The 13,512-nt window shown below is 41.8% G+C and carries 11 protein-coding genes and 2 pseudogenes; 10 read left to right on the top strand and 3 right to left on the bottom strand.

The window, feature by feature from the left end; translation table 11 throughout:
- Nucleotides 1-42 precede the first annotated feature (42 nt).
- Entirely contained in the window at nt 43-1,035 is a 993-nt protein-coding gene (locus JCM21738_RS10940; protein WP_023613441.1) for a DUF3231 family protein, read from the bottom strand.
- 234 nt (nt 1,036-1,269) lie between these two features.
- Between JCM21738_RS10940 and JCM21738_RS24760 the strand changes: the two genes are divergently transcribed.
- The 4 genes and pseudogenes from JCM21738_RS24760 to JCM21738_RS10925 all read left to right on the top strand — a co-directional run bounded on the left by JCM21738_RS24760 (nt 1,270) and on the right by JCM21738_RS10925 (nt 4,527).
- Entirely contained in the window at nt 1,270-1,419 is a 150-nt protein-coding gene (locus JCM21738_RS24760) for a lipoprotein (protein WP_023613442.1), read from the top strand.
- A 220-nt stretch (nt 1,420-1,639) separates the two neighbouring features.
- Nucleotides 1,640-1,843, top strand: a pseudogene (locus JCM21738_RS10935) (efflux RND transporter permease subunit); the annotation flags it as partial.
- Between the two features lie 900 nt (nt 1,844-2,743).
- Nucleotides 2,744-3,919, top strand: coding sequence for a ParM/StbA family protein (locus JCM21738_RS10930; protein WP_023613444.1), 1,176 nt, complete (start codon nt 2,744-2,746; stop codon nt 3,917-3,919).
- A gap of 14 nt (nt 3,920-3,933) precedes the next feature.
- Nucleotides 3,934-4,527 (top strand): hypothetical protein, encoded by a 594-nt coding sequence (locus JCM21738_RS10925; RefSeq protein ID WP_023613445.1) that lies wholly within the window; start codon nt 3,934-3,936, stop codon nt 4,525-4,527.
- A gap of 47 nt (nt 4,528-4,574) precedes the next feature.
- Here the strand turns inward: JCM21738_RS10925 and pepF are convergent, their stop codons facing one another.
- Nucleotides 4,575-6,392: an oligoendopeptidase F gene (pepF, locus tag JCM21738_RS10920; RefSeq protein WP_023613446.1), complete on the bottom strand. Its 1,818-nt coding sequence runs from the start codon at nt 6,390-6,392 to the stop codon at nt 4,575-4,577.
- A gap of 181 nt (nt 6,393-6,573) precedes the next feature.
- On the opposite strand from pepF, the gene JCM21738_RS10915 reads away from it, so the two are divergent.
- Entirely contained in the window at nt 6,574-8,199 is a 1,626-nt protein-coding gene (locus JCM21738_RS10915) for an ATP-binding protein (protein WP_023613447.1), read from the top strand.
- Between the two features lie 61 nt (nt 8,200-8,260).
- On the opposite strand, the gene JCM21738_RS10910 is transcribed toward JCM21738_RS10915, so the two are convergent.
- On the bottom strand, nt 8,261-9,433 hold the full coding sequence (locus JCM21738_RS10910; RefSeq protein WP_023613448.1) for a tetracycline resistance MFS efflux pump: 1,173 nt from the start codon (nt 9,431-9,433) through the stop codon (nt 8,261-8,263).
- A 387-nt stretch (nt 9,434-9,820) separates the two neighbouring features.
- Between JCM21738_RS10910 and JCM21738_RS10905 the strand changes: the two are divergent.
- The 5 genes and pseudogenes from JCM21738_RS10905 to JCM21738_RS10885 all read left to right on the top strand — a co-directional run bounded on the left by JCM21738_RS10905 (nt 9,821) and on the right by JCM21738_RS10885 (nt 13,468).
- Nucleotides 9,821-10,947: pseudogene (locus tag JCM21738_RS10905) on the top strand (NAD(P)/FAD-dependent oxidoreductase).
- Between the two features lie 430 nt (nt 10,948-11,377).
- Complete coding sequence (gene ypfJ, locus JCM21738_RS10900; protein ID WP_023613450.1) at nt 11,378-12,226, top strand: KPN_02809 family neutral zinc metallopeptidase; 849 nt, start codon at nt 11,378-11,380, stop codon at nt 12,224-12,226.
- A 128-nt stretch (nt 12,227-12,354) separates the two neighbouring features.
- Nucleotides 12,355-12,540, top strand: a complete 186-nt coding sequence (locus JCM21738_RS10895; protein ID WP_023613451.1) for a hypothetical protein — start codon at nt 12,355-12,357, stop codon at nt 12,538-12,540.
- 183 nt (nt 12,541-12,723) lie between these two features.
- Nucleotides 12,724-13,071: a DsrE/DsrF/DrsH-like family protein gene (locus JCM21738_RS10890; protein WP_023613452.1), complete on the top strand. Its 348-nt coding sequence runs from the start codon at nt 12,724-12,726 to the stop codon at nt 13,069-13,071.
- Between the two features lie 16 nt (nt 13,072-13,087).
- Complete coding sequence (locus JCM21738_RS10885; RefSeq protein ID WP_023613453.1) at nt 13,088-13,468, top strand: hypothetical protein; 381 nt, start codon at nt 13,088-13,090, stop codon at nt 13,466-13,468.
- Nucleotides 13,469-13,512: the final 44 nt, after the last annotated feature.

Genomic DNA, 13,512 nt, shown 5'->3' with positions numbered 1-13,512 from the left:
AAAAAAGGATTCCTCTGGATTACTCCAGCTGGAATCCTTTTTTTATACCTTCCGATCAAAAGCCTGAGGCGGCTGTTCGAGCCATTTTTCGGTGATGGTCAACAGCAAGCCTTTTCCGTAATATTTCTTCATTTGCGTGGAAATCATCGTGAATTTGGTGACGATATCAGTCCTCAAACTGGAGGTCAGGGCTTGGTTGATCATGGTGAAGCAGAACATGCCAATGCAGGTGTTGACGAAAAATAACATCAATTTATCGGAAAAAGGCGAATGTCTTGCATCAAATATATTGAAGTCACCAGAAGCTGAATAAGGAATATTTTCTTTCTCAAAAACCTCTTCAAGAGAATCCAGGACTTTTTCTAGTGCATCTCTTCCTTTGCTGAAATGCTGTTTAACATCTTTGTGAGAGGAGAGTTTACTGAAAGTGACAAGGACCATTTTTGAAAAACGAGCGCGATGGATGACTCTTGAGAGGTTTGCGATTTCTGCTGCATTCACAGGTCTCGAGCCACCGAATAGGCCATTGAGATATTTCATTTCATCAACCAAATCGACTGTATGGTCCATTGCTACCTGAGGTGACTTCAAAAAGACCCCTTTTGACAGCATTAAATCAATAATTTCGTTTTGAATTTGCAGCGTAAATTCTATTGCATTCTGGAAATAATTCCTGACATCCTTCCTGGGGCAATCGGGCAAAGCGCTTGGGTATGTGCTTAATGAAAGCATCGTTATATCATGGCAAATGTATAGGGTAAAGATGTCGGAAAAAACTTTATCAGCGTCAAGCCTTACATCCTTTTCCGTAAAACCTAGAGGGAAGGTCATATTCTCTTTTGTGAAAATCCTCTTTAAATCTTCTAGACTTTGCTGAGAAAATCCCATCAGTTTTTCCACTATATTTTTAACGTCTGAATCTTCTGTGGTTGCATAGAAATATTGAAAAAACCTCAACTCCATGCTGCTTTTCAAGTAGGAAGACCATATATTTGATACTTCTGTTGAGGTAAGGTCTACATTTGTTCCACTCATTCGGCGAGTCACTCCTTTGCTATTTAGTGTGTGTCTTTTGCTTGGTTTTATTACAAAAAATGAATTTTTTATCAAGGTTTTACATATTGTTCGCTTTGATTTTAACCGTATAAACGAATTCTGCCAGGCTTCTAGGCCCTTCAGGATTTTGCAAGAATGTGCTCTAATTTTACAAAATTCCCTACATAGAAAAAGAAAGCCTAGGAAAAACTTCAATAAAAGGAGGAATGATAAATGAAAAAGCTATTGTTCATGTTTTTATTGGCCATTTCCATGTTCACCGTGACGGGCTGCGGCAATGATGCACCGCCTGAGGAGGGGGAACAACTGGAGGATGTAGAGGAAGAAGATGAAATTGGTGATGGCGAAATAGACGATGAATAAGAAAAGCGGAAGCGACTCGAGGGGTTAGGCGCTGGAGCTAGACAATTAGCGTAGTGAAGTTTGTACATTCTTATATTGTAAAAATACAAAATCCGCTCCTTTATGAAGCGGTTTTTTCCATGCAATTTAATATCACTACTGTACATCCGAGATTAACAAATGACCGGTCAGTCACCAATGATATTATGGTTAATAAAGTCATTTTGAGGCAGGTGCAGTAGTGAAGGATTTAGTCAATTTTATACTTGGAAATAAACTGGCCGTATGGCTGCTTACGATTATCATCACGGTATCCGGTATTTATTCTGGTACACGGATGAACATGGAGACCATCCCGAATATTTCAATCCCATACCTAATGGTTATGGATGTGTATCCTGGGGCGACTCCTGAAAAAGTTATGGAGGATGTATCGATCCCGATTGTTTATGAAGTTCTCTCTAAAATGTTCAAGAAAAACCGTAAAGACATTGTAGAAAACTAATGAAAAAGCCCTGATGGACGACCGGTGGTCCATCAGGGCTTTTTCTCCTTTCAGAAGACTATTCCACTAAGTAGCTTTATTATTAATAAAGCCGTATAAAAAGGCGTGTTCTACAAGAAACATGTCATCTTTTATCCAGGCAGTAACCTGGCTTAATTATTTTATTTCGTAATCTTCTTCCTCTGTCGTCATCCTTCGACTATATCTAACACTGATTTTCCTAACCTTTACCAAGAGGGGAGGGGAGTCAGCCTGTTGGTGTTCAACTCACCCTTGGACTTTTCTGGGTTATTTTAGCGGCTCTTGCTTGTACTTGTTCACCATTACTTCAATCGCAACTCACTCTTATTCTTTTTTAAAAAATTTCACTTACAATAATTATGAATTCCCCTCCGGTAAGTAACATTAAATTTAATACATATAACCTTAGAATTTTAATGAGTACCTATATAGTTCCAGTTCTATAGCTTGAAAATTACTTATAAAAAGTGAGGGTAGGGGAATTAGAAGGTATAATATGGAAATTATCAAAAAAATAAAACAACATTAAACGTATGTATACATAAACGTAAACTTGTATACAGTTTGTAAACAATACGTGTACAATTATGTTTACAAGTTTACAAAGTTGTATACTTGCTGTTAAATCAACATGTATACAGCTTTGTATTCGTTACATACAATTATGTATACAATCTGCATGAGGTTAACAGCCTGTTTACATGTTTACATTTATATTTCTTTTTCCTCGATTGTCTTGCAGTATCTATTATTTACCTTTACCTTTAAAATAGTAAGAGAGTATACATAAACTTAGATTATTGAAAAGGAATGATAGGAATGACGAAATCTAGAATTGCAGCTGTTGATGTTGGTAACGATTCTATTAAAGCTATTTTTGGAGAATTTGATAATGAGTTGAACATCCCTAATATCATAGCAAGGGATACAGAAGACCGTCCTGTCATCGGTATTGAGGAGCTTGATACGAAGGATCCTCTTGAAGGAATTCATATACGTGTCCACTCCCCTGCCCTGAAGGATAATAATGCTATTTATCGTGTCGGCAATCTGGCGACTAAAAGTGATAATGCGACAGAACTTGATCCTGGAAGCAGCAAGTCCGAGGAAGATCAGACTTTGATCATGTTGTTCGCTACTCTTGCATTAGATGCAGTCAGTGAAGAAAATTCTAAGCTGTTCCCGAAAAGCAAGAATGTCATCGATGCGAACTATACACTGGGAACAGGACTGCCGCTTCGTGAAGTCAAGGAAGGAAAGGATGCTGGCTATCGTTCTAAGTTAGTTGGATCCGTTCACCAGGTAGAATTCCTCGTAACGCCTAAATACCAGGGTCTGAAAGTTAATATTAAATTTGATGAAGTGAAGGTTTACCCTGAGGGCTTCGCGGCTTATATCAATCTAGTAATGGACAATAGCCTGAAAATCATCAACAAAGACCTTATTGATAGAAGAATCCTTATCCAGGATATCGGCGGCTTATCAACAGATATCGCTGTCATAAAGAACCGCAATGTCGATGATGATAAGGCACAGGGCTTCAACCTTGGTGTTTCTGAGGCACTGGAGCAAATCAGGGAAGAAATCCGCAGCAAGCATGGCGTGGAGTTGGACAGCAGAACAGATGTTGTAGAAATCATCACGCGCAAGAATGACCGCAACCACATCATGGTTAAGGGAAGCCGGACAAGCGTCCATGATATCACTGACCGCATCCTTCTTGAACTGGCTAAAAAGCAATACCGCCTGCTTCGCAATGTCTGGGCAAAGAACTCACAGACTGAAATCTGCTATTTTGTCGGCGGCGGGGCAACAGTTTTAAAAGAATATATCAAGACATTAAACAATAATCTTGATGGCTATAACATCGAATTCTTCGAGGATGAAAAAGAAAGCATCTGGATGATGGCCAATGCTTACTATAAGCTCATCATGGATTATTTTAAAAAATCAGAAAAGAGCAGCAAGGCCGCATCTGAACCTGTTAAAAGCTAAAATAAGGTGATTTTATGAAAAAAACCAACCCAAATGAGATTAAGAGAGGACAGGCACTATCGTTCCGGATCCCATCTGATACACCAGACCATATCTTAAGGCATCTTCAAAAATTAAAAGAAACTGAGAGAAGAAATTTCTCTAGCAAGATTGCTGATTTTGTCTTGCAGGGTGTGGGGAATTCATATTCCAGGGAACGCGAAACGATCACCATCCCTCTCCCGCGCCATCTCAGCAAATCGCAACGGGATTGGATCAAGCATGAGCATTCAGAGGCTTTGCTGGGCAATATCGTTTATCACCTGCTGACAGACCCAATACGGGCAGCGGCACTGCTAGCATCATTGAACAGTAAGTCAACAGAAATAGATGAAGCCCTGTACCTTCAAGAAGAAGAGATTGATCTTCCACCGGTGATTGCAGCAGAGGATTCACCGGTAATAGAAGAAACTGCTTCAACGTTTGAAAACGATTCAATAGATGATGACCTTGATTCATTTGTCTGGGAGTCAATTGAGCAAGCCGGTAAACCAGAAGAGGAAATCGAAGAGAAGGAAGAGGATTTGGACGATCTTCTTGGAGATTTCCTAGCTAAAATGAATAAATAACCAAAAAGAACCCATGGGTGCGAAGCTGCCCAAGGGTTCTTTTCATATTATTGATAGGATTGCTCCAGTTCGTCAATCAATGATCCAACATAAGCAACTGCTTTCCGTACTGGTTCCGGTGTCGACATATCTAATCCAGCATGCTTCAGTAACTCAAGAGGTTTCATAGTGCCGCCCGCGCGGAGCACCTCAAGCCAGCGGTCTACAGCAGGCTGGCCTTCTTCCTGGATCAACTGTGATACGGCAGTCGATGCGGTCAAACCTGCAGAGTAGGTGTATGGATACAAGCCCATATAGTAGTGAGGCTGTCGCATCCAGGTCAGGCCGGCTCCTTCATCGATTTCAACTGTATCGCCCCAAAAGCCCTTAAGGACATCTGTTTTGATTTCAGTAAGTGTTTTTGCTGTAAGTGCTTTGCCCGCTTCAGCATGAGCGTACACAAGGCGCTGATACTCTGCCTCAAGCAGATGGGTGACAAAGTTATGATAGTACGTTCCCAGAAGCTGCAGAATGACCCAGCGGCTCATTTGCGCATCATCTTTATTTTTATCAAAAAGATACTGTGCGAGAAGCATTTCATTCATCGTAGATGGAGCCTCGATGAAATACATGGAAGGACGGACATTCATGATACGCTGATTCTGGTTCGCCAGGTAAAAATGACCCGCATGGCCAAACTCGTGAGCCAGCGTAAAGCAGCCGCGCATATTGTCTGCCCATGTAATCAGGATATATGGGTGTGAACCATATGGACTTGAGCAGAATGCTCCTGTTGATTTGCCGACATTATCTGCAAGGTCCACCCATCTCTCTTCAAAACCTTTTTCAATCATGGCGGTATAATCAGGGCCCATTATTTTTAAGGACTCAGTGATCAGTTTGCGTGCTTCTTCATAAGTGATTGCTGGATCAAATTCAGGATCGAAAGGAGCCTTCAAGTCACAGAACATTATTTTGTCCAGGCCTAACACCTTCTTCTTCAATTCAGCAAAACGTCGCATATGCGGTGCCAGTTCTTTATAGATGATATCGATTTGATTATTGTACATCTCCGGTGTTACCTGCTGCGGCTCAAGAAGCATATGTGTAACTGATTCATAATTTCGCAGCTTTGCAAGTGTAACCTGTTTTTTAACTTCAGTTGCATAGGTTGCTGCGATTGTATTTTGATATTGTTTTAGTGTCGATACAAAGGAATCATAGGCTTTTCTGCGGACATATGTGTCTGGTGAAAACTCATAGCGGCTCTCAAATAATGCGAAAGAGACTGACAGTTCATTTCCCTCTTCATCCTGGATCGAAGAGAACTGCATGTCGGCAAGTTTAGCCATTCCATAAACATTGTAAGGAGCAGAATGGACTTCGCCAAGCGCAGCTAGTACTTCTTCAGTTTCAGGCGATAACTTATGCTTCTTCGTTTCCAAAAGCTCTGTTAGGCTCTTTTTGAAGGGCTCAAGGCCAGGCTCTTCCTGAAGGAATTTCTCAATCTTACCATCCTCAAAATCCTGTATTTCGGATGAAATAAATGATAGAGCAGACATAGCTTGTGTGCCAATGGCGGCTACCTTTGCTGAATTAGCCTGATTGACAGGGTCTGTGCCATCCGCTGACTGCTTCAAGCTTGCATATGTTCGGACTTTGACCAACTTTTTCGTTAATTCTTCCTGAGCAGTAAGGCATTCCAGCAATGCCTTAGGTGAGGTATGTAGGCTGCCTTTAAAGCTGCCGAATTTTTTGACATCACCTTCAATCTCATTCAATGCCGCCTCCCATTCCTGGTCAGATAGGAATAAATCATCCAGGTTCCAGGTTAAGTCCGCAGGTACCTCATAACGGTTCAATCGTTTTTCAATCGTCTTATTCAAGTGTATCTCCTCCTTCTATAAGTTCATATTACTACGAAAGTCGAAATGATTTAAGTTAAAGTTAAATTATATTAAGAATTTTAAAAATATTAAGTGGTATCTTCTATAAATATTATGGAAAAGGTGAAATTTCTGGTTTATGATTATTAGTAAATTCGGATTTAACATAGGTGGGAGCCAGTTGATTTTAATAGATTACATAATTAATCTTTCAATGCTATCTTTAATGGTTAGTACTCCTTTAGTAATTCGATCTTATCTGAATCTAAATCCACTCAAACAGCTGCGGCTTGGGGCAGGGTTATATGCGGGAATTGTTTCCGCGGTGCTCGTTGGCTTATCTTTCCAGGATCAAGGATATTCATATGATATCCGTTACTCAGTTATCATTTTGGTCTTTGCTTATCTCGGGCCAGGTTCAGGTATTATTACTGGCAGTATTTCACTGGCATCAAGGCTGATGGTAAGTGATAACTGGTTTCCGGCAATAGTTGGCTGGTTAGTGGTCATGACCGTATTGGTCGTTATTCATAAATTCACTGTACATTTTCAACCAGTTAAGAAGTATATGATCTTACTGGGTTCTTACATAGTCACATATATTATTACTGTACCGATTGTTTTTAACGTAATTAGAGACAATCCGATGTTTCACCTTCAATACTTATTGTTTGTTGCGATAGGAGTGCTTATTGGAGGGTTATTGATCGAGTCATACGAAAAGCTATACAGAATTATTAAAGAAAGAAAGAGGATGGAGCAGACACTGGAGGAAAGTGAATCCAAATACCGCCTCATTGCTGAGAATACATCAGACCTTATAATGGTAATGGATAAAGAGCATACCATAAGTTATTTTTCCCCCTCTCATGAAGTGTTGTTGGGCTACAAGGTTCAGGAGCTTGAAAAAATAGAAATTTGGATGTTAATTCATCCTGATGACGTTGTTATTTTCCGGGATACAATTACAAAGATCATGAAAAATAAAGAATCAATGCCAGTGGAGTTCCGCTTCCAGCATATAAATGGTGAATGGATGGATTTTGAGTCCCGCTGCATGCCTGTTATGAATGATGCCCAATCAATTGAGTACATCGTTATAATAAGCAGGGATATTTCTGAGCGAAAAAAATCGGAAGAAATTCTTTTGCAATCCGAAAAGCTATCAATTGTGGGGGAACTGGCAGCAGGGGTAGCCCATGAAATACGGAATCCTCTTACGACAATAAAGGGCTTTGTCCAACTTTATGGAAAAGAAGATAAGTCGAGTGAAATTAACAACTTGCTTCTAAGCGAACTAGAAAGAATCGAAACAATAACAAGTGAAATGCTTTCGTTGGGAAAACCTCAGGCTATCCAGCTTAACCGGGCCAACTTGTGTGATTTAATCGATCATACAGTCGAATTCTTGTCCCCGCAAGCGAATATGAAAAATATGCAATTCAGCCGAAGTTATCTGGGTACAGATTTCTTCATAACATGTGAGAAAAACCAGATTAAGCAAGTGTTCCTGAATATTTTTAAAAATGCCATGGAGGCCATGCCTAAGGGTGGAAATATAGATATAAAACTACAAAAAGGGATGGATGGTGAATGTATTATCTCGGTCCAAGATGAGGGATGCGGAATTCCAGAAGAGTTGCTTCCGCGATTAGGAGAGCCATTTTACACATTGAAAGAGAAAGGGACGGGGCTCGGGTTGATGATTTGCCATAAAATCATTAAGCAGCACAATGGGACGATTTCCTATCATAGTAAGTTAGACAATGGGACCTTAGTTGAAGTAAAACTCCCCTTAGCGAATTAAGAAGGTAGAGTAACGGTAAATAAAAGGAGGATGGCGAAATAAGCCATCCTCCTTGTTGTTTTTATTGATCTAACGAATGGGAAGTTTTTGTTCGTGCTTGATAGAATTGGAATAAAGCCAGGGCAACCATTGATAAAACAATCCCGGATATATAAGGCATTCCAATGGCGATAGAGAACAGCCATCCGCCTAATGGGGGTCCGATGATCCTGCCGAGTGAATCAAAGGATGAAAGCAATCCAGTTGTCCCGCCATGCCCTGTTGTCGATTTCTTTGTCAGTAATGAAGATACACTTGGGCGAATCAATCCATTGCCTATTCCAAAAATGGTGAGGAATAATGCTGCAGTGCCGAATCCTTCAGTTAGGAGGATTAATCCAAAGCCTACAGCAGATATGACAATACCCAGTTGGATGACCGTACCCTCGCCAAACTTTTTAGTCATTCTGCCGACTAATCCACCTTGTACAATGGCTCCTGCAAGTCCCATGATCATGAAAATATATCCTAACTCCACGGAGCCCAGGCCAGCTTTTTCAGCAGCAAAATAAGCAAATGTTGCCTCCAGTCCTGCCAAAGAAAGTGAAACGAACAGCTGAAGCATGAACAGCATGGAAAGCGGCCCATTTAAAGCTTTCAGTAATGAAGTTTTCTCCTTTTCCTGACTGCTGCGCTGTTCAGCTGAAAGAGACTCTTTCAAGACAAAAGTAACGAATAGGAACGTTACCAATGAGGTTGCCCCTGCAAGGTAAAAAGGTGTACTCAGGCTTGATTGAGAGAAAACACCGCCGATTGCCGGACCGAAAATGAATCCAAGTCCAACTGAAGCACCGATGATCCCCATGCCCTTTCCGCGATCTTCCTCGGATGTGATATCCGCGACATAGGCCATGACAGTTGGCATATTAGCTGATGACAGGAATCCTCCGATGATTCTGGCCGCAAACAGCATCCAAAGCTCTGTGGAAAGTGCCATTAAGAAGAAGGAAAGGGACAGTCCCAGTATACCGATCATGATGACAGGCTTCCTGCCAATCCTGTCGGAAATGCGGCCCCACATTGGCGCGAATATGAACTGCATCAAGGAATAGACCGCCATCAATAAACCTAATTGAGTAGGCGTTGCTCCGATTTCTTCTGCGTAAAAAGGGATGACCGGAATGATGATTCCAAAGCCGACCATCACGAGAAACATAACTAAAAATAAAATAGGCAAAGCCCTTTTAGTATCCATCTTTATATTCACTCCATTATTTCAACAGTATCATTGCTGTATGTACACAATAATAAAAATTATATCAGAAACCCCTAAGGTATAGCGAAAATAACTTTTCGAGAGTGGAAACTTATTTTACTAGGGTGTGCTAACTATTTGGTGGGTTAGTTGGCCTTTTTGATTTATTTTAACAGTATTAGTATTGCAGGAAGATTATTTATTACTCTCTTGATTCAGCACTAATGGAATTGTAATTAAATAAAATTCCTCCTTGTAAGAGTAGATTGTATATTTATATATAAATGAATTAGCAGTGAAAATGTAAAGGAGCATAGCGTACTTTGAGTCTATCGACGAATTTCTGTAGAATGATGACAATGAATTCTTTTATGAAAAGGTGTAATGATGAAAAAATATGTAGTCATCGGTGCAGGAATATTAGGAACTTCCACCGCTTATCACTTAGCGAAGGAAGGAAAGAGTGTAATAATCATTGACCGTGAAGAACCTGGGCAAGCGACGGATGCTGCTGCGGGAATCATTTGCCCGTGGCTAACCCAGCGACGGAATAAGCCTGGTATTTCCTCGCGAAGAATGGGGCGGCCTTTTACCCATTACTGATCAAACAACTTGAAGAGGACGGCGAGATGGAGACAGGCTATCAGCGTGTAGGAGCGATTAGCATCCATCATGACCGGGAAATACTTATAAAAATGGAAGCAAGAGCGACTGTGAGGCGTGAAGAAGCTCCGGAAGTCGGGGAGATTCGGCAGCTGGATTACCGCGAAACAAGTGAACTTTTTCCGCCATTATCAAAAGCGTATTCTTCTGTGCATGTAAGCGGCGGGGCGCGGGTAAATGGACGGTTACTGCGAGATGCTCTTCTGAATGCATCGCAAAAACATGGAGCTTCCATGGTAAAGGGAGATGCCCAATTAGAGTGGTCTATCGGGAGAGTGACAGGAGTTAAAGTAGGAGATACAAGATATGAAGCTGACAGCATCATCATAACAGCAGGGGCTTGGGCACCTGAGTTGCTGAAACCGCTGGGAATGCACCTCAGCATCTCTCCTCAAAAAGCGCAGATCATCCATCTGGAGCTTGAGGATACAGAGACCGGCAACTGGCCTGTAGTCATGCCGCCTAACAACCAGTACATTCTTGCATTCGGTGGAGGAAGGGTGGTTATCGGGGCAACACATGAAGATGAGAAGGGATTTGACTCCCGCCCGACTCTTGGGGGCATGCATGAAATCATCGATAAAGGATTAACGGTCGCTCCGGGTCTGGCTGATGCAACCTATCTCGAAACAAAAGTGGGGTTCCGCCCGGTTGCACCAAATTTTCTTCCGATTATTGGTACAGTTCCAGGATTTGATAATCTGTTCATGGCAAATGGGCTGGGCGCTTCGGGTCTTACAGTCGGGCCATACCTTGGAACCCAGCTCGCCAAACTGGCAGCAGGCGAAGACGTCGAACTAGACCTCGAGCAGTACGATGTCTCAGGAGCCATCAGCGATAATATTTCCTAGGCAATGAAAAAAGCAAGCAGGAAACCTTTGAATAGAAGGCATCCTGCTTGCTTTTTGTGTGTTGGAGGACTGTAATCAGGCTCTGCATTGCCCGATATGAGCTGGAAAGTATGAAAAGGGTAAAAAGAGCAGTTCTGCATTTCCCGAAACGAGTTGGAAAGTGTGAATAGGGTAAAAGGAACGGCTCTGCATTGTCCGAAATGGAAGCGAAGGCTATTAAAAAGGTAAAGGAAACTTTTGATTGATCCCAAATGTGCAAGTGTATTGAAATCGGATGATGATCGCACTCACCAGGTAAAACCAGATAAGTGACTTATCAAAAAATATTCCCAGGAAGGCAAATATATCGCTTATATGCGGGTATAACACTAAGGACATCCATAAGATTGTTTAATCAGTGTTTAGTATATAGCAGGAAGGAGCCAACATCATGCAGTGGAAAGGCAGAAGAGCGAGCAGCAATGTGGAAGATAGAAGAGGAATGGGCGGTGGAGGCATGCTCATGGGAGGCGGCCTTGGCGGCATCATTCTATTAGTGATCATGACATTTCTTGGCGGAGGCGATATGGGTGATGTCGTCAATAATATGACAAACGGCGGAAACGAGTCGCCCGCTCCTTACCAGCAGAGTGCTGAGGAAGAGGAGCTTGCCCAATTTGTTTCGGTAGTCCTTGCTGACACGGAGGAAGTGTGGTCCAAGGTATTCGCGGAAGAAGGGATGGAATATCAAGAACCCACCCTTGTTTTATACTCAGGAAGCGTACAGTCAGCCTGTGGAATGGCGGGATCGCAGGTAGGCCCGTTTTATTGTCCGGGTGACCAAAAGCTTTATATCGATCTTAGCTTCTATGATGAACTTCAAACAAAATTCCAGGCACCAGGTGATTTTGCGATGGCTTATGTTGTCGCCCATGAGGTAGGGCACCATGTCCAGACATTATTGGGAACGACAGATAAATTGAATTCTCTTCGCGGTCGTCTGGACCAGACAGAATTCAATAAGTATCAAGTTCGTTTTGAACTGCAAGCCGATTATTTGGCAGGCGTATGGGCTCATCATGCCCAGGGAATGGGGGTCGTGGAAGAAGGTGACCTTGAGGAAGCAATGAACGCGGCCAGTGCGGTCGGGGACGACACCATCCAGAAGCGATCGCAAGGCTATATTGTTCCGGAAAGTTTCACCCACGGTACCTCAGAGCAAAGAAAAAGCTGGTTCCAAAAAGGCTATAAAGCTGGGAATCTTGAGCAAGGCGATACGTTTAACACAAGAGAATTTTAGGTACAGATAAGCATAGACCTTTTTAGGGTCCGTGCCATCAAGTTAATATTTGTGGATGGCGCCAACTTATAGAGTCTAGCTCTTCAAAAGGAGTAACGAATTCTAATATGAGATAGGAGCAATTCACAATGGGAACACAAATACGATCATTTTTCGCAAACGACACAGGTGATATGCCAAATAATCCGACTCTGCCGGTCATTGTCTACCAAGGTGTTTTTGATGATAACTCACAAATCAAGAATGTTCCTATCCCGGAAACAGATCCGGTATACGGAGAGACAGGTCCACTTCTTCATAAGTGGGTAAAATAATAAGTTATTAATACAGGCAGCAGCTTGGTAAACAACCAGACTGCTGCCTGTTTTTCAGGTCAATTCGTTTCTCTTTATACCTATAAGGGTATATTATATAATTAAGTAAAACTCATGGTAGACAATCAATTGGACAACATAATTAGTTGTAGAAGATAAACGGAATGAAGGAAGGGAAGCCACATGGCTAAGAAGAAATTTGTTTACTTCGTTTCATTGAGCTCCAACGTCCCTTATGTTTTGAAAAAAGCCCTAAAAAGCGCTGAGGAAGAGAACGAGATATCGATTTTCTTTGATTTGGATGGAGCACGCGTACTGGATAAACGATATTTGAAGATTATGGAGAGAACCCACAATATTGATTTGCAAAAAATGATGCAGCAGGCTTTAGATAAAGGCATAAAATTTTTCGGCTGCCAGATGAATGTATTGATCGCCGATGGACTGGAGCTTGTTGAAGGAGCAGAGTTATCAGGAGTTGCAACCTTTTTAGAGACCGCTTACCAGGCTGATGCAGTACTAACCTACTAATGGAGGGGAAGAGCTTATGGAAAGGAAAAAAGTAGTGGTTATGGCACTTCATGATCAACTGGAATCTGCGTACCCGCCTTTGAATGTGGCCGTGGGGGCTGCGTCATCTGGGGCAGATGTCATCCTGGCGTTTTCCCGCAGGGGAGTCAATATTCTGGATAAGCGATATGTATCCGTTCCGTCTGAGGACCTGGAGTACCTATCAAATGCATTGAACGACTTTGGAGTATCTTCCGTCCATGATCTTCTTGGAATCGCCGTAGAAATGGGAGCACAGCTTTATGTCGTAGATCTGGATGTAAACGATCAATTCGATTTCATCCATCCCGCAGAACAGGTCCCAATCAAATGGATACTAAACGAAGCCGCATCCGCGGATTTATTTATGCATTTTTAAAAGTCATATTAAGTTTGAGATAGGGAATTGATTTAGACAGGTTT

This window comes from Mesobacillus boroniphilus JCM 21738 (assembly GCF_000517385.1).
Lineage (GTDB): Bacteria > Bacillota > Bacilli > Bacillales > Cytobacillaceae > Mesobacillus > Mesobacillus boroniphilus.
This window is presented reverse-complemented; position numbering and strand designations above follow the sequence as displayed.